Below are 20,361 nucleotides of genomic sequence, written 5' to 3'. Positions count from 1 at the left end.
TTATTTGGACAAAAGCTGATCAATCGTATCCTCGGATACTAGTACGACCTCACCGTCGCCTTTTATGACACCCCCATCAGGGACTGTTATACCAGGCGAAACAATGGCTTTTTCGATTATGCAATCCTTGCCGATGACCGCGTCGGGCATAATAACAGACTCCTTGATGGACGCTCCTTTTTTAATCGAAACCCCTTGGAATACCACGGTCCTCTCGACGTTTCCTTCAATGACGCAGCCCTCATTCACAAGCGACTCTTTGAGCGTGGCGTCGGGGCAAACATATTGCGGGGGGTGGTTCGGGTTAACGGAATAAATCCTCCAGGACTGGTCGAATAGATCAAGTTCCGAATTATCGTCCAGCAAATCCATGTTCGCTTCCCACAGGCTTTGGACCGTACCTACATCCTTCCAGTAGCCCTTGAACGGGTAGGCAACGAGTTTCCTGTTTTCATTTAATAGGAGCGGTATGATGTCCTTTCCGAAATCGTGCGTCGAGTCGGGGTTTTCATCGTCCCGGATCAGGCAGTCCTCAAGAAGCTTCCAATTAAAAATATAAATTCCCATTGAAGCGAGATTGCTTTTTGGATTTTTCGGTTTTTCATCGAACTCTATGATTCTCAGATTTTCATCCGTATTCATAATGCCGAACCGCCCCGCTTCCTCCCAAGGGACTTCGATAACGGAAATCGTCACATCAGCTTCATTTTCGATGTGATGATCCAGCATCGTTTCATAATTCATTTTATAAATATGGTCACCGGATAAAATAAGTACATATTCAGGATCATATTGCCTTAAATAAGGCAGGTTTTGAAAAATAGCGCTCGCCGTCCCGTCATACCACTTCACTTCGGACGATACGCTATAAGGCGGAAGCACAGTTACCCCTCCGTCCATCCGGTCGAGGTCCCATGCACTCCCTATCCCAATATAGCTGTTCAGGACAAGCGGCTGGTACTGTGTAAGCACCCCGACAGTATATACGCCAGAGTTCGTGCAGTTGCTCAAGGGGAAATCAATAATCCTGTATTTGCCGCCGAAAGGCACCCCCGGCTTAGCCAGTTCTTTTGTCAATGAATTTAGCCTGCTCCCCTGGCCTCCCGCCAGAAGCATGGCTACCATCTTCTTCTTTTGCATTGGCATTTATCCCCTTTCTATTTTTCACAGGCCTTAAAATTGAAATGCCGTATGGCGGAATATTAATCTTGATGGAAAAAGGCTTCCCATGAAATCCTTCTTTTTCAGCTGAGATGACCTTTTTGTTTATTACACCAGATCCGCCGAATTCCCTCGTGTCGCTGTTAAGGATTTCCCTGTACCGTCCAGGCGCCGGGACTCCAATCCGGTAGCCACTATAGGCCTGCCACGTGAAATTGCAAACAATGACCAGGAAATCTTCTTCTTTGAACCCTCTCCGGACAAAAGAAAACACGGATTGGTGATTGTTGTTCGGGTCAATCCATTCAAAACCCTCTGGGGACGAATCCAGTTGATAAAGAGGTTTAGATCTTTTATAAAGCTTGTTCAATTCCTTTACAAACAGATTTAGCTTGGCATGCATCTCATACTCATTGAGATGCCAGTCAACCTCTTCTTTGTCCTTCCACTCGGAAAACTGGCCAAGCTCTGTTCCCATAAACGTCAGCTTTTTGCCGGGGTGGCAGGCCTGGTAACCAAGGAGGAGCCTTAGCTGGGCAAACTTTTGCCAATAATCTCCCGGCATCTTATCTAGAAGTGACTTTTTACCATGGACAACTTCATCATGTGAAAACGGGAGCACAAAATTCTCCGAAAAAGCATACATGAGCGAAAATGTTACTTTATTATGGTGGTGCCGCCTCTGATTGGGGTCTGTTTCCATATATTTCAGGATATCGTTCATCCAGCCCATATTCCACTTGTATGTAAATCCAAGTCCCCCATCAGATGGCTGCTTCGTCACATTCGGCCAATCCGTGGAGTCTTCAGCTATCATGAGGATGTCCGGACAAAATGCCGTTACCGCTGAATTCAGCTTCTTCAGGAAGGCAACTCCATTTGGATTAACCACTTTCTCGGAATTTGGCCAGTAGATGATATTCGCGACTGCATCAACCCTGAAACCGTCAATATGGTACGTTTCCAGCCAGAAAAGCGCGCTTGACACAAGAAAGCTGTTTACCTCGGTTTTCCCGAGGTCAAAATTGGCGGTTCCCCAGACAGTGTTTTCCCTGTCATTTTCCGTTTTGTATTCAAAGGCATACCCGCCATCAAAACAATATAGCCCATGGGCATCCTTGCAAAAGTGGCCTGGAACCCAGTCAATGATGACGCCTATTCCGTTCTGGTGGCATTGATCAACAAAGTACATAAAATCATGTGGCGTCCCATATCTGCTTGTTACCGAAAAGTAACCTGTCGTCTGGTATCCCCATGATGCATCAAGCGGATGTTCGGTCAATGGAAGGAGTTCAATATGGGTATACCCGTGCTCGAGCACATACGGTACGAGTTTATCGGCCGCTTCCCTGTAGGTAAGGAACGACCCATCTTCCGCCTTTTTCCAAGAACCAAGATGGACCTCGTAAATGGCTGTGGGCTCCTCAATGGGAACTTTTCTTGCCCGTTTTCTCATCCACGCCCGATCATTCCATTGGTAACCATCCAGCGGTTGTACAATGGAAGCTGTATTCGGCCTGACCTCCGAGAAAAAAGCAAATGGATCGGCCTTCAGCTTTTTTTCCCCTGATGCGGTGAGTATTTCGTATTTGTACAATGAACCAGTCATGTCATGGTCCGCAAAAAATACCCAAACACCTTCCCTGTTCACTTTCTCGAAGGTATAGCCTTCCCCGTCCCAGCCATTGAACTCGCCCGCGAGCCTTACTTCAGCGGCATGTGGAGCCCAGACACAGAAACGGGTATATGTCTTCCCGCCATCGTTTATGACATGGGCACCGAATAACTCATGGCTTTTATAGAGCGCCCCCTCATGAAACAAATGAAGCTGAAACTCAGTTGGATGATTGACCATCCTGTTCACCTGCCTGTCTTCAGTAATATTCTAGTTTCCAAAAAGTTATTTGCATAAACCTGCTATAATCTGGTTTCGACGCCAGCCTTGGGAAAACCTTCAATTTATGGGCTTATTATTAATGATTGGGAAAAGTATGTACAAGCAGTAATAAGGAGAGACCTAGTATATTTCCACAAAAACAAATAGACAAAACCCAAAATTCTGTTTTCAGAAACTTCTCATAACATTATTAACCGAACAATATACTAATTGGAAGGAAAACGAATTGGGGGAGGGGACTTTCTTGAATGGATTAAAGGCAACAGGAACGTTTTTGCACGACCTGATAGATTGGATTGGGCTGCTTGATAAAGAGGCAGAAAAGACTCTATCTATTTTTCCAGGAAACAAATCGATAGAAAATTTCAGACATGAGGTTTATTTATTTTCATCAAAGGTAACAAGCATGAGGAAAGATGGAATTGAATGGAATGATGCCATCGAGCTGGAAAAATCAGCATGGGAGCTTTACTGGCAGTGGCAAGAACTAAACGAGGGCAAACAATACAGACCAACCGCTCCAGATGTCTCCGTTCCAGCTGGCAAGCACACCCTTCCCCGCCTGCCCTATGGTTATGAGGCCCTCGAGCCCTATATCAGCAGGAGAATTATGATGCTCCATCATTCCCAGCATCATCAATCATATGTTGATGGATTAAACAAAGCCGAGAAGGAAATGGAACAAGCCAGGCAGGAAAACCGTTATGATTTACTAAAGCACTGGGAAAGGGAAGCAGCATTCCATGGAGCGGGCCATTATTTGCATACGCTTTTTTGGGAGGCAATGAGCCCCCATGGGGGAGGCGGGCCGGAAAGGAACCTGCTGGCAAGCATTGAAAAAACCTTCGGGTCGTTTGACAAGTTCAAAACACACTTTTCAGAAGCTGCAAAAAGGGTTGAAGGATCAGGCTGGGCCATCCTCGTTTGGTCGCCAAGGGCGCGGAGGCTGGAAATCCTCCAGGCTGAAAAACATCAAAACCTTAGCCAGTGGGACGTCATCCCGCTCCTTCCGTTAGACGTTTGGGAACATGCCTACTACCTCCAATATGAAAACAATCGTGGAAAATATGTTGAAAATTGGTGGAACGTAGTAAATTGGCCTGAAGTGGAGAAAAGATACAATGAGGCACGCAAGATAAAATGGGAGCCTTTTTAGGAATTATCCAAAAGGTTAAAGGAGAATTGTAAGTAAAACCTGCCTAAATAAGCCCAAAAAAGGCTCCGCTATTTTCTTTTTCCCTTTTTTCGGGTATAATGAACTAAGTGAAATATTTCAAAAAAGCCAGCGCATGTTGCAGCATGCACCGGCCCTTCATCGACGGTTCCCGGTAGTGGAATCAGGAATAAAGCGAAAACCCGCCCATTATGCTTGCCGGCTCAAGGGTGGGTTATTTTTTTTGGTTTACCGACAGTACGGCTACAATAAGGCTGGCAAACGAAATCGCGAGCATCAAGCCCTGGAAAACTGTCATCAGGCATCACCCCCTTTCACGGGGAGTGTTCATGCCCACCCTTAAAGAACCGCCGATTGGTTTAATTATATCATATCTTCCTACTTTTTACGAACATAAGTTCGCTGTTTTGTCCAAGTATGTCAAAATTTTCTCTTTTGCCTCCAGCCCCGCCTTGAATGGTTTTTTCTCTTATTTTGGCCGGAATGGCATTGATCGCAAATAGGGTAAGCAAAATCAAGGGGTAAACTTTTCCCACAATTACGGCACTTTTTCCCTTGGCTTTTTGTGACATCTTTTAATTCCTCATGGACACTATCACTAACCTGTTCACGGACCCGTTCCCAATAAATCGCTTCCGTCCTCTTTCCAAGCTTATACAGGAACAGAAGATGGAGGCCGATCGCCTTGTAGGTTAATTCCATTTCTTCAAGGCTCCGTTTTTTTATTGCCGGCTCCGGAAGCTCCCTCCCATCGGCAATAGCGGCCATAGTCTCCAGCCACTGCTCTGTCAGTTGCGGTTCTTTTGCCGAAAATGGCAGATGCAGGAACCCGTACAGCTCCATCATTGGAAATCGCTGTTCAATCATTGTGCCCTCGATTAGTTCATACCTGCTCCTCTCTTCCGCGAGTTCGGCCTTTTTTGTTCCTGGCGGGCTCTCGAATTTTTCCCAAAGCTCGAAAAAGGCGCCAAGGCTTCGGCTGTATTTCTGGAAGCGCTCAAAAACCGCACTTGTAGGGGCGATTGCAAAAACCTTTACCTGCTGGTCTTCTCCCTCAAGGAGTCGTTTCATTCTCTGTACATCCGATACAAAGGCTACCCGTCCAATATTGTAAATTCCCTTTCGCCCGGCTCTTCCCGCGATTTGCTTCACTTCCTGAGAACTCAGCCTCCGCCTCGAGGTTCCATCAAACTTTTCATTTTCGAGAAACACAATTCTTCTAATCGGAAGGTTTAACCCCATTCCAATCGCATCTGTTGAAACAACAATCCCAGTCTGGCCCGAAATAAAAAGCTGCATTTGCTTTTTTCTTGTTTCCGGAGGCATGCTGCCGTAAATCATGCTGACTTTATGGCCGTTTCCCTGTAGGATTGCTGCGGTAGCCAGGACCTGTTTCCTTGAAAAGCATACTAGCGCGTCGCCTTTCCTGGCGTTTTTCAATGAAAATTCCTGATCTTCCACATGCAGCGGCACGTCCCTCCTATATTCCTTTAACTCGTATTCCGCGTTGCCGAGAAGTTTTATGACCATATTTTTAATATTGAAGCTACCAATAATATGGACCTCTTTCGCATTCGCCTTGGTAATCGCTTTGTACCAGGAAAAACCGCGGTCCTTATCCGCGACCATTTGCGCCTCATCAATGACAGCGACTTCATAATAGTCCTTCTCATGGAACATTTCGACCGTGCAGGAAATATGTGCCGCGCCTGGCTCCTCTTTTTCTTCCTCTCCGGTTTTAAGCGAGCACGGGACTCCGTCGGCATTGAGCCTGTCGTAGACCTCTAGGGCCAAAAGCCTGAGCGGGGCAAGATAAATTCCGCTTTCCGCGCTTTTCAAGGCTTCAAGTGCATGATGTGTTTTACCGGTATTCGTTTCACCGATATGAAGGACGTATTTAACATTCCTCTCAGTGGAGGGCCTGTATTCGCTTCCGAATACTTCGTCAATCATTCGCTGTTCTTCAGCCGCCTTCTGTTCCGCTTCCGCTATTTCCCAGGCGAGCCGTTTTTCCGCCATGGCCATATCGGATTCGTAAATAGCCTTATGTGTTTCAGCGTCAAATGGAACAGCCTCGAGCCTTAACAAATCCTCGATATATTCTCCTGAAATCCGTTCAAGGAAATCATCCGCGAGTTCCTCTGCCATTTCTGAAACAAGAACGGCAAGATTGTTTTCATCGCCTTCCTCCGGTTCATGGGACAAATACTCTTTAAAATCTCCCTCCGGCAATTTTTCCGAAATAAGCCGGGAAGCATTCCTGAGGACAATGCCGGTAATGGCGCGTTCGTATTTAAAGTAATACGTTTCATATTCAAAAAACATCCTGCCCCGGTAGAACGTTTTATGTATATCCCCTGTCAGCTCTTCAAAAAAATCACCCGCCCTCCGGTAGTCTGCCGGACTGAAACACCCCTGGCTTATCAGCTTTTCTTCCAGCGCGAGTGTATCGATTTTTTTATAACGGGTTCCGGAGTTAATGTCAGCTTGGAGTTTTCGGGCAATTTCATATCTTGTATAAAGGTACAAGAGCGATTCGCTATCTAAGAGGACTCGCTCTGCAGACTCGCTCATTGTTTGAAGAAGGACCGCACGTTCCTCCATTTTTCTCGCCGCTTCCTCTTGTTTCCTGAAACGCTCCCTAGCCTCGGTGTATAAATTCTCCCACATCCCGGGTTGCGCTTCCATTTCCGCGTGTAGCCATTCTGCAGGTCTGAAAGGAGAAAACTCCCTCATTTCATTCCTGAACACGTGGTTAATCAGTTTCCGGTCAACACCCTTCGTCTCAATCCCTTTGCTTTCAAGAAATTCCTTTTTCCCCACTTTCGATACGCCATTTGTTACCTTGTTTAGCCAGACATTTAGCCATAGCTGTTCAATATACTGATTCCTGTCAACCAAATAGTGCTCCAAGGCAGGCATCGGTTCCTTAGACTCCATATACTTCGAAATATCTTCAATAATTTTGCGCTTCGTATTTTTTACCGCTCCGGAGTGCGCGGCTTTTATTTCATCCATCATACTACTCCTTTTCACTGATTCTCACTTTTATCATTCCCTATTCAGATAGTACTATAGAAAAAGGAACCAATCATAAAGATTGGTTCCCCAATATGCATAGCTTTAAGCAGTCCCACTCGCCTTATGCTGTTTATTCTTGATGGCCCTGCCGATTAAAACGACAGCGGCTACAATGAGAAGCTCAAACCCATATTTCACGAAAGGATTCGCAAAATATTCCATCAAAAACGGTTCGCTCACAATCATTTTTGAAGCCGTCCAGCCAAGTACGGCGGCGCCAATTGTAATGATGATCGGGAACCTGTCGACCCATTTCAATATGAGCGTGCTTCCCCATACAACGATTGGTACCGAAATGAGCAGGCCAAGGATGACAAGCACAAAGCTTCCATGTGCGGCTCCAGCGACCGCAAGGACATTGTCCAGTCCCATTAGAGCGTCGGCAATGATAATGGTTCTGATGGCGGCCCAAAAGCTGCCTCCCGCTTTAACATCATGCCCTTTTTCCTCAACCAATAGCTTGATTGCGATCCAAATGAGCAGAACTCCTCCGACCAACAAAAGGCCGGGGATTTTTAAAAGCTGTACGACAATGATAGTTGCCAGCGCGCGAATGATAATGGCCCCTGCGGTTCCCCACAGGATGACCTTTTTTTGCTGATTTTTTGGCAGGTTCCTTGCGGCAAGGCCAATTACGATCGCGTTGTCGCCTGCTAGCACCAAGTCGATCATGACAATCGCCATCAATGCCGTTAAAAATTCCATCGAAAAAAATTCCATTTCTAGTTTCCTCCTTAGTTGACTCCAGCAGCGGGTTTGTTTTAGTCTGCCAATCACAGCCGCCTTCGGTTCTTCAGAAGCGGCAGAATGGGCGCCTATACAAGAGAGAGCCCCCGCCAACTGGCAAGGGCCCTTTTTTGGACAGAAAAGACCCTTACCCTTGACAGGTAAAGGTCTTGCTAACAACATGGCTGCTGCCAACAAAGCCGGAGGCAGTGCCCCGAATTGACGACTTTGCTGTAAAAGCTACTCCCCTTTATGCTTATCCTATAAGATAGGAAAATCATAAACTATTTTTTACGAAATATCAAGCGTTTGTGGAGACTGGTTTTTTTACATGTTCATGACCGCTGTTTCCGTTGGCTTTCCGTGCCGAATTGTAGCCTGGGCAGCTGCAAGCCGCGCCAATGGCACCCGGAATGGAGAACAGCTGACATAGTCCAGCCCTTTCCTGAAACAAAAGTCGATTGAGCTCTTTTCTCCCCCATGCTCTCCGCAGATGCCTGTTTTAAGGGACGGCTTGGTTGTCCGGCCAAGCTTTACGGCCATTTCGACTAGCTTCCCAACCCCATTTTGGTCGAGGACAGCAAAAGGATTCTCCGGCAATACTTTCCTTTCGATATACGTTTGCAGGAATTTCCCCTCTGCGTCATCCCGGCTGTATCCAAACGTTGTCTGGGTCAAGTCGTTTGTCCCGAACGAGAAGAAATCAGCTTCAGAAGCGATTTCATCAGCCGTAAGGGCAGCCCTCGGTATTTCTATCATCGTACCAACAGTATATTCAATATCCCTGCCAGATTCCTCTTTTATTTGTGAAGCAGCTTCAATTACAAGCTGACGCATTTCCCTAAGCTCGTGGACATGGCCAACAAGCGGGATCATAATTTCAGGTTTGACAGTTATTCCTTTTTCTGCCACAGCCGCGGCTGCATAGAAAATGGCTTTGGCCTGCATCATGTAGATTTCAGGATTGATCATACCAAGCCTACATCCCCTATGTCCAAGCATGGGGTTAAATTCTTCAAGCTGGCGGACCTTCCTTAGAAGGTGTTCCTTTTTCTTAAGTTCTGGGGAATCAGGCTGAAGGATTTGCAATTTTGTAATGTCGACCAGCAATTCCTCTTTATCCGGCATGAACTCATGAAGCGGCGGATCAAGTAGGCGGATTGTAACCGGAAGTCCCTTCATGACCTCGAAGATACCTTCAAAATCGCCCTGTTGCATCGGGAGAAGTTTTTCGAGTGCGGCACTCCGCTCTTCAAAACTTTCGGACAAAATCATTTCCTGTACAATCGGCACCCTCGCTGCATCCATGAACATATGCTCTGTCCTGACAAGGCCGATTCCCTCTGCGCCAAACTCCAACGCCTTTCGGGCATCTTCAGGATTATCAGCATTTGCCCTAACGGAGATGGCGCGGGTTTCATCAGCCCACGAAAGCAGGAGTTTAAATTCATCAGACAGCTCAGGCTCAATCATCGGGATTTCACCAAGCATGATTTCTCCGGTACCCCCATCAATCGTAATGATATCCCCATAATTTACGACCGTTTCACCAACTGAAAATAACCTATTCTTTAAGTCGATTTTCAATACTTCACAACCGCAAACGCATGCTTTTCCCATTCCCCTTGCAACAACAGCGGCGTGGCTTGTCATCCCGCCCCTGCTCGTTACAACGGCTTGAGCGGAGATGATACCATGAATATCATCCGGAGTCGTTTCCGGCCGGACAAGGATAACTTTTTTCCCTTCTTTTGTAAGGCTTTCGGCCTCATCGGCTTCAAAAACGACGATACCTGACGCGGCGCCTGGAGATGCTGGAAGACCCTTTGCAATCTTGACCCTTTCGAATTTATCATCAATCCGGCGGTGAAGAAGCTGGTTAAGCTGATCAGGATCGACACGAAGCAGTGCTTCCTCCTTTGAAATCAGCCCTTCTTCAACCATTTCAACCGCAATCCGGATGGCCGCCTGCGCTGTTCTTTTACCTGTACGGGTTTGGAGGATATATAAGTTCCCCTTTTCTATGGTGAATTCGATATCCTGCATGTCCAGGTAATGCATCTCGAGCTTTTTGCATGTTTCGGCAAACTGCCTGTAAACTTCAGGCATTTCCTCTTTAAGTTCGGAAATCGGCCTTGGGGTACGGATTCCGGCGACAACATCTTCACCTTGTGCATTCATCAAATATTCCCCGTAAAGAATCGTTTCGCCTGTGGAAGGGTTGCGGGTGAAGGCGACGCCTGTACCGGAGTCATTTCCCATATTCCCGAAAACCATGCTTTGTATATTTACGGCAGTTCCAAGATGGTCAGGGATTTTGTTCAAGCGCCTGTAGACAATTGCGCGCTGGTTGTTCCAGGAATTGAATACCGCATTGATGGAAAGGAACAGCTGCTCTTTCGGATCCTGAGGAAACGGTTTCCGAGTATGTTTCTCAACAATTTTCTTGTATCCCTTAATCACTTCCGCCCAATCCTCGGCCTTCAACTCAGGGTCGGAAGAATAACCCTTGCTTTCGCGTACTTCCTCGAGAAATTGTTCGAAAAAGAACATATCGACATCTAGGACGACATCACTGAACATTTGGATGAATCTTCTGTATGAATCATAGACGAAACGGGGATTGTCTGTCAGTACGGCCAGGCCTTCAGCCGTTTCATCATTCAGGCCAAGGTTCAGGATTGTATCCATCATACCTGGCATTGAGAATTTGGAACCGGAACGGACAGATACGAGCAATGGATTGGACGGATCGCCAAGTTTTTTGCCCATCCTTTCTTCCAGTTTTCCAAGCGCTTGTAAAACCTGGTCTGTTACTTCGTGTGGAATCGTTTCCCCTGATTCGTAATAGGCATTGCATGCTTCAGTTGATATAGTAAAACCAAAAGGAACAGGCAGCCCAATCCTCGTCATCTCAGCAAGGTTGGCCCCCTTGCCGCCAAGCAAATCTTTCATTTCGCTATTGCCCTCATTAAATAAGTAAACAAATTTTTTCATCGCTGTGAGCTCCTTTCCAATTTAAGAACATCCACAATGAGGCTGGCTGTTTCTTCTACAGCCTTATTTGATACGTTAATCACTGGGCAGCCTACACGCTTCATAATTTTTTCCGCGTAATCGAGCTCTTCCAATATCCGCTCAAAACTCGCGTAATTAGCCTGGGAAGTAAGGCCAAGCGCTTTTAACCGTTCCTTCCTTATAGCATTTAGTTTGTCAGGTGTAATGATAAGGCCGACACATTTGCCCCTCTGAAGCGAAAAAATCTCATCTGGTGGCGCGACTTCCGGAACAAGCGGTACGTTTGCCACCTTGTATCGCTGATGAGCCAGATACATGGATAGAGGTGTCTTAGAAGTACGGGAAACACCAATCAAAACGATATCAGCTTTGGCGATTCCCCTGGAGTCGCGGCCGTCGTCATACTTGACCGCAAATTCTATCGCTTCGACTTTTCTGAAATACTCTTCATCAAGCTTTCTCATCAGTCCCGGCCGATGCTGTGGCTCTTTGTTGAACCTTTTAACAAACGCCGACATGAGCGGGTTCAACAAGTCTATAGCCGTAATGCCTTCCTCCGCTGCCCTTCTGTCAAGGTATTCCTTAAGGGAGGGTACAACTAGAGTGTAGGCAATCAGCGACATCTCCTTCTTGGCAAGCAATAATGCATCCTCTAAATCTTCGGTATCTTCGACATATGAGTTTCTTCGTATATCGACATACCCTCCATTGAATTGGGACGCGACGGCCTTTACAACCATTTCAGCAGTTTCCCCGACCGAATCAGATAAAACGTAAACAATTTCTTTTTCCGCCAATTGCCTTTTTCACTCCTTACGAAGGTCACAGCCCCGCAATCTCAAGGTATGCCTTTACAATAGTGGTTTTGGTGATTCTTCCGACGACCGAATATGTATGGGTGGTTTTATCAACTTCTTTTACTACCGGAAGAGAATCAATTTGGAATTCCATCATTTTCCTAGCAGCCTCAAGAAGCGTCTCATCCTGGCCGATCATGACGATATTCGGCATCCTAGTCATGATTATGCTAACCGGTATTTCCTCGGGACTCCTCGTCCCTATAGAGGCGCGGAGCAAATCTTTCCTGGAAATGACCCCAGCCAAATGGCCGCTTTCATCCACCACATACAGTGTACCGACATCCTCCAAAAACAGCTGGACGATCGCATCGTAAACCGAAGCCGATGCTTGGACTACAATCGGATGGGCTTTGTATTCTGAAACAGGCTTTTGCACCGTACCACGTACAAATGGTGGTGGAGAGGCGTTCATACTAAGGTAATATCCAACTCTAGGCCTGGCGTCTATGGTTCCTGCCATTGTAAGAATGGCTAAGTCTGGCCTGAGCGCCGCCCTTGAAAGTGAAAGCTTTTCAGCGATTTGTTTACCTGTTATCGGCCCGGAAGCCTTAATGATTTCAATTATTTCCTCCTGCCGTTTGGACAGTTTAATTTAGGACACCCCCATTCTGTCATACCATTTACAAGTTATTAAGCTTACTATTTTAAATGTGTTACCATTATTCTTAATTAGTATATTACATTAAAGTTATATTGGAAACTTTTAAATAAAATAATTTTATAAATTTTATTAACCATTTAACACACCGCAAATTAGTTATACTAATTTTCGAATAAATCCATACTTAACTGCTCTCCAATCTCCGGGGAGGATTGGGGATACTTATTTGGCTTGTTTTCCGTTGAAGCGGCAGATAGCTTGATAGTCTTGAATATGCTATCTGGATCTTTCATCGGAACCGGATACCCAAGCGTGTAAAAACCCGGATAACGCCACGGCTCATGGACGTACTCTGCCGGTAGGCTCGCTAATTCAGGGATGTACCTCTTGATAAAGGCTCCATCGCTATCGAGCTTCTTTCCTGCCCTTACAGGATGATAGTAAACTGATATTCGCTTTCCGGATAAAGATGTGCATAATTCCAATTCACGGTCAAGGATGCACGGATCATAATCCTGGAGAAGGCTGCCAAGAAACTCCTTTACAAGATGTTTATCCAACTGCAGCCCATTGCATAAAAAGGTGGCTAAAACAGCCCTCAGGTTGTATGGAAGCCAGCCGTTCTTCCTTAATGAAACAACAGAAGCATCAATGATCGGAATACCGGTTCTTCCTGTCTGGATACGTTCCTGTACATCTGGATTCCACGTTTTTGGGTCAATCGCTAATTGTCGGTATTTTTGAGGAGAGCTGGTACCGTATGCAAGAAACCGGCTATAAAGCCGATCCAAAAAGGAATTTATCGCTTTACGCGCATTTTCCGTTTTAGCTTCCTTTAATTCATCCAAGGATTTTTTGACGACTGTTTTGAATGAAATATTCCCCCAGGCCAGGTAAGGAGACAACCTACTGGAATAATTCGACGCCTTTAAAAGACCTTCCTCTTTCCCTTCATACATCATGTACCTTCCCTTGAAAAACGATTGAAGTGTTTCCTCCGCGTTCCGCTCTCCCCCTGGCTGGCCTAATGGAATCGAGGCTCCGCGAACGTGATAGTTTCGGAATTTTCCGAGTGGCTCAGATAGCCAATCGGGCAGTCGTTCGGGAAGCTTCAATTTAGGCGGGGCCAGTTCACCCTCTCCCTCCAATATTCTTATCCATTTCATTTTTGATTTTATTGTTGCTGTTTCACCGTTGAGGGAAGGTGCCTCTTCGAACGGAACCCCGATTTTTTCTAGACAGTGATATCGATTAGATTCCGACAGCTCCTTTTCTTTATGAAAAAAGACCCTGATTGTGCCGTACGCCTCCTCCAATTTCCTGAACACATTTTCCGCCTCGCCAATTGTTACAAAAAGGCAACCGCCCATTTCGGCAAGCCGTACGGATAATTCCTCCAGGCTTTCGAAAACAAAGGCGTAATGCCGGGCAGAATAAATGCCCCCTTGCCAAAGTGAAGGCTCAATAATATACAAAGGAAGCACCTCACCGTATTTGGCAGCCGTAGAAAGCGGCAGATGGTCGTTCACCCTCAGGTCGCGCCTGTACCATACAATATTCATCTTGCCGTCCCACCATTCAAAAAAGGTTTGTAGTACATTACCCGCCTAGCTGAAAAAATTGCAAAAACGACGTGTGCAGGAATTAACCACAAAAAATTTAACAGATATAGGCCAGATACAAAAAGGGCAGGAACCCAAATCTCTGGTTCCCGCCCTATTTTAATTCTAAAATTACGGGGCAATGGTCGCTGCCCATGATATAGCAATCAATATGGGCGCCTTTCAGCCTGCCCTTAAGCTTTTTTGAAACAATGAAATAATCGATCCGCCAGCCAATATTTCGCTCCCGTACTTTGCTCATATAAGACCACCACGTGTAGGCCCCTTCCCGGTCAGGATAAAAATACCGGTAACTGTCGATAAAACCGGCATCGAGCAAATCCGACATTTTCGCCCTTTCCTCGTCAGTGAAGCCAGAGTTGCCAACATTCGACTTCGGGTTTTTCAAGTCGATCCATGAATGGGCGACGTTCAAATCCCCGCAAAGGATAACCGGCTTTTCCGCTTCCAAATTGAGCAAATGGCTTTTGATTGAATCTTCCCACTCCAGCCTGTAACCAAGGCGAGCAAGGTCACGCTGGGAATTAGGGGTGTACACGTTTACGAGGTAAAAATCTTCATATTCAAGCGTGATTATCCTACCTTCGGGTTCACTATCGGATGAGCCTACGCCATAACGGACGGACAGTGGCTGTCTTTTTGTAAAAACCGCTGTTCCTGAATAGCCTTTTTTCTCTGCATAGTTCCAGTATTGATGGTAGCCCTCCAATTGAAGTACGATTTGGCCGTCCTGGCACTTTGTTTCCTGAAGGCAGAAAATATCGGCGTCCACTTCATGGAAATAATCGAGAAACCCTTTGTTTACGCATGCCCGGATTCCATTTACATTCCAGGATACAAGCTTCATTGTCATTCTCCCCCTTAAACAAAAAAGAAAGGCCTATCCGGCGATAAACCGGAAGGCCCTTTTGGCACCGCTGTTAGTCTTCGAAAACTTCAACTTTTTCCATTACATCGCCATTTCTCATCGACCTTGCAGTTTCCAGGCCAGATGTGACTTTCCCGAATACTGTGTGAACCCCATCCAAGTGAGGCTGCGGGTCGTGAACAATAAAGAACTGGCTTCCGCCTGTATCTCTACCTGCGTGAGCCATTGAAAGCGCGCCAGCTACATGCTTATGCGGATTTCCTTCTGTTTCACATTTAATTGTGTACCCTGGGCCGCCCGTTCCTGTTCCATGAGGGCACCCACCCTGGCTTACGAAACCAGGAATCACCCTGTGGAAAGTCAATCCATTGTAAAATCCTTTGTTGGCCAAGGTTTCAAAGTTTTCGACTGTTCCTGGTGCTTCTTCCGGATATAATTCAAATTCAATTTTTTCACCATTTTGCATTGTGATAACGCCTTTTTTTCCCATGATTACATCTCCTTCACATCAGATAACATCTATCATATCATTTCTTATTGGCGGAATGAAGTATTTAACTGTTGAAGTGACTGTTTGAAAAAATCGCTCGTCCCATGATACAATTGCATTGCCTCTTCCGACAATCGCTTGTTGCGGGACACTTAACCAGTTCGGACGGAAGAGGCGGGCGCATCCTTAGGGAGGCGCCTTTTTACTTTTCTCTTAGCCGGGAAACAAGGTCTGGCAGTTCCTTATAAATTTCCACAATTTCTTCCATCCGCATCCTGACAAGCCCGCTTGAAGAAGGGGCGACAAAGTCTGTGGTGCCGGTAACCACTGGCTCGGGCTGCATCCCCCAAGGAATTTCTTTCTTTCGGCTAAACTGTTGATACACTCCTTTTCCAACATAGCAGACTATCAGCGGCCTGTAGGCCTTGATTTTTTCGTTTAGCGCCACTCTACCCTGACTGTATTCTTCCTTTGTAATTTCATCCGCAGCACGCGTCGGACGCTCGACAATATTCGTAAGTCCCAGGCCGATTTCTGGAAGGAGCCAGTCCTCCTCAGGTTTGTAAAGCCGTGGTGTGATTGACGCCCTGTAAAGGATTTTCCAAAACCTGTTGTTCGGGTTCGCAAAATGGTGCCCTGTTTCCCCTGACACCAGGCTGGGATTAAAGCCGACAAACAGGATATCGAGATTTTCCTTAAGATGGTCGCGCAACATAGACCAATCACCTTCCTTTATTCACGCGGACCTTAGCGTGCAAATTCTATCGCTTTTCATTTTAAATCAATTATCCATAAAATCCTACCGACGCGGGATGGTGCAACGATTGCTTTTTGTAAAATACGGTTTACCCCGGGAAAAAGCTTATTGGTACATGCTTACATTATAAGAAGTGGTATATCTCTAAAACAAATAATAAATTCAAAAAGCGGATTCTCCATTTAAAGTTAAGTTACCCATAAAACAAGTACTCGAAGGATCGGTTGCCCATCGCTATTCGGGCATTAAGTGGTCGTTTAACGCCCGAAAGACCCACTGAGCACTGTCGTTTGGGCGTTAAGTTTTCGTTTAAATCCCGAAGGACCGACTGGCCACCGCTGTTCGGGAGCGGTAATTTGGGTTGAGCTGTTCTTCTTTAGTTTTTGGTAATCTGTGGATGCCAAAAAAGCCGCTTAAGCGGCTTTTCAGAAATTACTGATTCGATTTGTTGCTGCCCTGTTTCCCCGTCACCTTATCCGGAAAAAATTCATTCGAGAATTCAGCCAAGGCGGTGTTGCCTGGCATAGGGGCCATAAACCGTTCTGCAGCCTGTTGAATCTTTGGAAGGACATTACGGTAGCGGGTCTTTCTAAGCCCTATTGCCGTAGCACTTACTCCAAGGCCAATAAGGGAAGCCCAAAACATTCTTTTGCTCTGCCTCTGGTTTGTTAGTCCCCGTAAAATGGAAGTAACCATTTGCATATTCATGTGCAAGCACCTTCTTCCATTAAATTGGATCCCGCGAAAGGATTCCGTTATTAGTATTCTGTTTTCGAGGAACGCGAATACTGTTCCAATTCACCCAGTAATGGAATATTTGTCTTGGCCAAAAGAAAAAGAGCCGCAATCGGCTCGGATAATTTCAAAATGGAAATGTTCGGGCATGCTTCCCGGTGTTTTTATAAAAAAAGGTGTATCTTCCAACTAAGGCTGGTGATACGAAGTAACGGGCAGTTCCGGAAAGCTGAATTGCTAAAGTTTGTATTCGATAGGGGAAATTTGCCTGAATGGGGTTGAGGCAAATTTATTTCCCCAAACCGAGAAACCTTATTTAAGACCGATTTTTAACGTTGCCTGTTTTTCTGTTTTTCCATAACTTCGTATGATTTTTCTATGATGTCCATCAACACATCGCCTTTGTAAATTCTTCCAACCTTTGTGTTTTCCTGATAGTACGCCACGATTTCATCCAACTTTTCATATACGTCTTTTGTAATCCTTACATTCAGCTGAATACGCTGATCCTCCACTAAAACCCCACCCCCTATCAATATGCTATTAGCTGCTAGCAAAATGTTATCAGTCTGTTGCCCTATGCTATATCCCCTTCATTATAACGTGTCAACCCGAAAAGTAAATAAATAATTGTTCTTATCCTTTCCTCCAAAAAAAATAAAGCAGCATCACAAGTATGCCACTTTATTTACCGACCAATTTCAATCCATTTTCGCCATTTGGGCCAAGAATGCGTTCTAGTATTTCATCCACGTGATTGTGAAAAGCACGTTGAGCGCGTTGCCTGGGGCGAGGAAGGTCAATGGTCCGGTTCATGACAATTTTCCCTGCTTCAATGAGGATGACTCTATCGGCAATGGCCACCGCTTCTTCCACATCATGTGTAACGAGGATGGCAGTAAACCCTTTTTCCCTCCAGATCCTTTCAATCAAATCTTGCATTTCAATCCGGGTCAAGGCATCAAGCGCTCCAAGCGGTTCATCGAGGAGCAAAATGTCTGGTTCATGGACAAGGGCCCTTGCGAGAGCCACACGCTGTTTTTGTCCACCCGAAAGCTTTGACGGCCAGTCTTTGCTCCGGTCCTCAAGTCCCACATTCCGAAGAGCATGCAGCGCTCTATCCTGCCAGTGCCCAGTTAGCCCTATCCCGATGTTTTTTAGGACACTTTTCCAAGGAAGAAGCCGTCCATCCTGGAACATAATCCTGGCATCCGGATTTAATCCTTTCAGTTCTTTTCCCTTAATATAAATACTTCCCATGTCATGTCCCTCAAGTCCGGCGATTAAGCGCAAAAGCGTGCTCTTCCCGCAACCGCTTTTACCGACAATGGAAATAAATTCGCCGGGAGCGACCGATAAATCGATTCCATCAAGCACAATCCTGGTTCCGTATTGTTTTTTAACACTTTTCAGCACTAAATAAGGCGCTTCCCCCTGCTTCACTTCAGTTTCCTCCCTTTTATGTGTTCCATCGCAGCCATTTGCCTTCCATAGCCCTTGCGATAATATCGGATAGCTTGCCAAATAGCGCGTAAAGGAGAATGCTTAAAACAATAACATCCATTTGGAAAAATTCCCGGGCATTCATCGCCATGTACCCGATGCCTGATTGGGCGGAAATTGTTTCCGCAACGATTAGCGTCAGCCACATAACGCCAAGTGAAAAACGGACACCCACAAGAATTGATGAGAGCGCGCCTGGAAAAATAACCGTAAAAAACAGCTTTGTTCCCTTTAAGCCATAAGCCCTTCCCATTTCAACCAGACCTTTATCAACAGACTTAATCCCGTGAAATGTGTTGATGTAGATAGGGAAAAGAACTCCAAGCGCCACAAGAAAAATCTTGGACGTTTCATCGATCCCGAACCAGAGAATCACAAGCGGAATTAGTGCCAGATGAGGGATTGTTCTTAGCATTTGGACCGAGGTATCCAACAGCAATTCGGAAAATTTAAATATCCCATTGAATAGTCCGAGCAAAAAGCCGATTGTCCCGCCAATGATAAACCCGATTACTGCCCTTCCAAGGCTTACCCAGATGTGCCCTGCAAGCTCACCAGATTTAAGCAATGCAAACGCCGCTTTTAATACTTCGGTAGGGGCCGGGAGAATTCTTGCCGGGATCAATCCCAGGGAGGAAAAAACCTGCCAGAAAGCAAGTATGAACATTGGAAAGGCCCAGGGAATGGCTGACGGCATCATACGTTTCAAAAATGCTTTCAAACAAAATGCCTCCCCTATTTACTTATTCATGGCATCCGTAACCTTTATTTCTTTAGGGATAATTCCAAGCTTAAAGAATGTATCGGCGATTTCCTGCTGTTCCTGGATGATTTCCCCATTAATTTCATCCACTCCATACACTCTCCGTTTTACAGCAACCTCCAACGATGGTTCATCTATTTTTAAAATTGGGGCTAGCATTTCAACAAGTTCATCGTGATGGGAATTCGCCCATTCCAATGAATGTTTCACCTCATCCAGAATAAGGTCAATAATTTTTGCATGTTCCTTTGCAAAAGTGGTGCTTGCCAGGAAAAAGTCTCTATCCGTTGTCAGCCCTTCACCGTTTACAAGCATCCTGGCGCCAGAACCGATTTCCGCAGCTGACGTAAAGGGATCCCAGACAACCCATGCGTCAATATTCCCTTTTTCAAACGCCACCCTGCCATCACCTGGAGCTAGGAATGCGGGCTTGATATCTGTATAGGAAAGCCCTGCTTTTTCCAAGCCTTTAATAAGCAAATAATGAGAGCTCGACCCTTTTGCGAACCCCACCGTTTTTCCTTTTAAATCCTTTACCGATTTGATAGGTGAATCATCCTTGACCAATATTGCGCTACCATTGAACTTTGGTTTCCCAGCCGCGATATAGACAAAAGGAGCACCTGCAGCCTGGGCAAAAATCGGTGGTGAATCCCCTGTCCTTCCAAAGTCAATCGTTCCGGCATTCAGTGCTTCGACAAGGGCGGGCCCGGCCTGAAATTCCTTCCATTCTACGGAAACGCCTTGTTTTTCAAGTGATTTTTCAAGTGTGCCAAGCGATTTCAATATGACAAGAGGGCCGTTCTTTTGATATCCAATCCTAATGGTTTTAACTGTTTTCTCTTCTGTGCCGGCCCTCTCATCTGTTTTTTTTGTCTCCGAACATCCCGAGAGAAAAGTGAAAGTTGCAAAAAATGCGAGTAGCCAATACAGTGTCCCTTTTGCTCGAAAAAATCTCATATGGTTTCCTTCCCTTTCAAAGAATTTGGGCATATGTCTACCTGTTTTAAACTATGAAAATTAAGAGGAAGCGTTCCTGTCCACTAAAATTTGTTCCCAACCAGCTGGATTGGACTAATCCCTATTGCGAGGGCATATATTGAAA

18 protein-coding genes are annotated in these 20,361 nt (G+C 45.7%); 1 reads left to right on the top strand and 17 read right to left on the bottom strand.

Annotated elements, in window-relative coordinates; all coding sequences use genetic code 11:
- Nucleotides 1-1,140: a glucose-1-phosphate adenylyltransferase gene (locus RB160_RS09530; RefSeq protein ID WP_316569997.1), complete on the bottom strand. Its 1,140-nt coding sequence runs from the start codon at nucleotides 1,138-1,140 to the stop codon at nucleotides 1-3.
- Nucleotides 1,058-3,016 carry a 1,4-alpha-glucan branching protein GlgB gene (gene glgB, locus RB160_RS09525; protein WP_316569996.1) on the bottom strand — a complete coding sequence of 653 codons (1,959 nt, stop codon included), beginning with the start codon at nucleotides 3,014-3,016 and terminating at the stop codon, nucleotides 1,058-1,060. Before glgB ends, RB160_RS09530 begins: the two co-directional genes overlap by 83 nt.
- A gap of 286 nt (nucleotides 3,017-3,302) precedes the next feature.
- Here glgB and RB160_RS09520 point away from each other — a divergent pair, with 286 nt between their 5' ends.
- Nucleotides 3,303-4,214, top strand: a complete 912-nt coding sequence (locus tag RB160_RS09520; protein WP_316569995.1) for a superoxide dismutase — start codon at nucleotides 3,303-3,305, stop codon at nucleotides 4,212-4,214.
- 232 nt (nucleotides 4,215-4,446) lie between these two features.
- Here RB160_RS09520 and RB160_RS24030 read toward each other — a convergent pair whose 3' ends face one another.
- From RB160_RS24030 to RB160_RS09450, 15 genes are all read right to left on the bottom strand, one after another.
- Nucleotides 4,447-4,530, bottom strand: coding sequence for a putative holin-like toxin (locus RB160_RS24030; RefSeq protein WP_222928849.1), 84 nt, complete (start codon nucleotides 4,528-4,530; stop codon nucleotides 4,447-4,449).
- Nucleotides 4,531-4,652: 122 nt separating this feature from the next.
- The gene (locus tag RB160_RS09515) at nucleotides 4,653-7,250 is read right to left on the bottom strand and encodes a helicase-related protein (protein WP_316569994.1); all 2,598 of its coding nucleotides are present in this window, start codon (nucleotides 7,248-7,250) and stop codon (nucleotides 4,653-4,655) included.
- 105 nt (nucleotides 7,251-7,355) lie between these two features.
- A complete protein-coding gene (locus tag RB160_RS09510) occupies nucleotides 7,356-8,033 on the bottom strand; it encodes a TerC family protein (RefSeq protein WP_316569993.1) in 678 nt (225 codons plus the stop codon).
- Between the two features lie 333 nt (nucleotides 8,034-8,366).
- The gene (gene ppdK, locus RB160_RS09505; protein ID WP_316569992.1) at nucleotides 8,367-11,036 is read right to left on the bottom strand and encodes a pyruvate, phosphate dikinase; all 2,670 of its coding nucleotides are present in this window, start codon (nucleotides 11,034-11,036) and stop codon (nucleotides 8,367-8,369) included.
- A complete protein-coding gene (locus RB160_RS09500) occupies nucleotides 11,033-11,854 on the bottom strand; it encodes a pyruvate, water dikinase regulatory protein (protein ID WP_316569991.1) in 822 nt (273 codons plus the stop codon). The genes ppdK and RB160_RS09500 overlap by 4 nt, the downstream gene beginning before the upstream one ends.
- Before the next feature lie 25 nt (nucleotides 11,855-11,879).
- Nucleotides 11,880-12,503, bottom strand: coding sequence for a transcriptional regulator CcpN (gene ccpN / locus RB160_RS09495; RefSeq protein WP_396954698.1), 624 nt, complete (start codon nucleotides 12,501-12,503; stop codon nucleotides 11,880-11,882).
- Nucleotides 12,504-12,679: 176 nt separating this feature from the next.
- Complete coding sequence (locus tag RB160_RS09490; protein WP_316569990.1) at nucleotides 12,680-14,080, bottom strand: FAD-binding domain-containing protein; 1,401 nt, start codon at nucleotides 14,078-14,080, stop codon at nucleotides 12,680-12,682.
- Nucleotides 14,081-14,234: 154 nt separating this feature from the next.
- Nucleotides 14,235-14,987 (bottom strand): exodeoxyribonuclease III, encoded by a 753-nt coding sequence (locus tag RB160_RS09485; protein ID WP_316569989.1) that lies wholly within the window; start codon nucleotides 14,985-14,987, stop codon nucleotides 14,235-14,237.
- Between the two features lie 73 nt (nucleotides 14,988-15,060).
- The gene (locus RB160_RS09480) at nucleotides 15,061-15,498 is read right to left on the bottom strand and encodes a peptidylprolyl isomerase (protein WP_316569988.1); all 438 of its coding nucleotides are present in this window, start codon (nucleotides 15,496-15,498) and stop codon (nucleotides 15,061-15,063) included.
- Between the two features lie 202 nt (nucleotides 15,499-15,700).
- Nucleotides 15,701-16,213 carry a G/U mismatch-specific DNA glycosylase gene (gene mug, locus RB160_RS09475; RefSeq protein WP_316569987.1) on the bottom strand — a complete coding sequence of 171 codons (513 nt, stop codon included), beginning with the start codon at nucleotides 16,211-16,213 and terminating at the stop codon, nucleotides 15,701-15,703.
- A gap of 474 nt (nucleotides 16,214-16,687) precedes the next feature.
- Nucleotides 16,688-16,963: a hypothetical protein gene (locus RB160_RS09470; RefSeq protein WP_316569986.1), complete on the bottom strand. Its 276-nt coding sequence runs from the start codon at nucleotides 16,961-16,963 to the stop codon at nucleotides 16,688-16,690.
- Nucleotides 16,964-17,319: 356 nt separating this feature from the next.
- Entirely contained in the window at nucleotides 17,320-17,505 is a 186-nt protein-coding gene (locus RB160_RS09465) for a hypothetical protein (RefSeq protein WP_316569985.1), read from the bottom strand.
- Nucleotides 17,506-17,674: 169 nt separating this feature from the next.
- Entirely contained in the window at nucleotides 17,675-18,433 is a 759-nt protein-coding gene (locus RB160_RS09460) for an ATP-binding cassette domain-containing protein (protein WP_316569984.1), read from the bottom strand.
- 16 nt (nucleotides 18,434-18,449) lie between these two features.
- The gene (gene ssuC, locus RB160_RS09455) at nucleotides 18,450-19,214 is read right to left on the bottom strand and encodes an aliphatic sulfonate ABC transporter permease SsuC (protein ID WP_396954693.1); all 765 of its coding nucleotides are present in this window, start codon (nucleotides 19,212-19,214) and stop codon (nucleotides 18,450-18,452) included.
- Nucleotides 19,215-19,232: 18 nt separating this feature from the next.
- Complete coding sequence (locus RB160_RS09450; protein ID WP_316569983.1) at nucleotides 19,233-20,216, bottom strand: sulfonate ABC transporter substrate-binding protein; 984 nt, start codon at nucleotides 20,214-20,216, stop codon at nucleotides 19,233-19,235.
- Between the last annotated feature and the right edge of the window lie 145 nt (nucleotides 20,217-20,361).

It is taken from the genome of Neobacillus sp. YIM B06451, from assembly GCF_032667185.1.
In the GTDB taxonomy this organism is placed as follows: Bacteria; Bacillota; Bacilli; order Bacillales; family Cytobacillaceae; genus Bacillus_D.
The sequence above is the reverse complement of the archived record's forward strand: the minus strand, read 5'-3'. Positions and strand labels throughout refer to the sequence as shown.

What these genes read in the sequence shown, in the direction of transcription:
- RB160_RS09530 (WP_316569997.1), bottom strand. Translation starts at nt 1,140, where the DNA reads ATGCAAAAGAAGAAGATGGTAGCCATGCTTCTGGCGGGAGGCCAGGGG.
- glgB (WP_316569996.1), bottom strand. Translation starts at nt 3,016, where the DNA reads ATGGTCAATCATCCAACTGAGTTTCAGCTTCATTTGTTTCATGAGGGG.
- RB160_RS24030 (WP_222928849.1), bottom strand. Translation starts at nt 4,530, where the DNA reads ATGACAGTTTTCCAGGGCTTGATGCTCGCGATTTCGTTTGCCAGCCTT.
- RB160_RS09515 (WP_316569994.1), bottom strand. Translation starts at nt 7,250, where the DNA reads ATGGATGAAATAAAAGCCGCGCACTCCGGAGCGGTAAAAAATACGAAG.
- RB160_RS09510 (WP_316569993.1), bottom strand. Translation starts at nt 8,033, where the DNA reads ATGGAATTTTTTTCGATGGAATTTTTAACGGCATTGATGGCGATTGTC.
- ppdK (WP_316569992.1), bottom strand. Translation starts at nt 11,036, where the DNA reads ATGAAAAAATTTGTTTACTTATTTAATGAGGGCAATAGCGAAATGAAA.
- RB160_RS09490 (WP_316569990.1), bottom strand. Translation starts at nt 14,080, where the DNA reads ATGAATATTGTATGGTACAGGCGCGACCTGAGGGTGAACGACCATCTG.
- RB160_RS09485 (WP_316569989.1), bottom strand. Translation starts at nt 14,987, where the DNA reads ATGAAGCTTGTATCCTGGAATGTAAATGGAATCCGGGCATGCGTAAAC.
- RB160_RS09480 (WP_316569988.1), bottom strand. Translation starts at nt 15,498, where the DNA reads ATGGGAAAAAAAGGCGTTATCACAATGCAAAATGGTGAAAAAATTGAA.
- mug (WP_316569987.1), bottom strand. Translation starts at nt 16,213, where the DNA reads ATGTTGCGCGACCATCTTAAGGAAAATCTCGATATCCTGTTTGTCGGC.
- RB160_RS09470 (WP_316569986.1), bottom strand. Translation starts at nt 16,963, where the DNA reads ATGAATATGCAAATGGTTACTTCCATTTTACGGGGACTAACAAACCAG.
- RB160_RS09450 (WP_316569983.1), bottom strand. Translation starts at nt 20,216, where the DNA reads ATGAGATTTTTTCGAGCAAAAGGGACACTGTATTGGCTACTCGCATTT.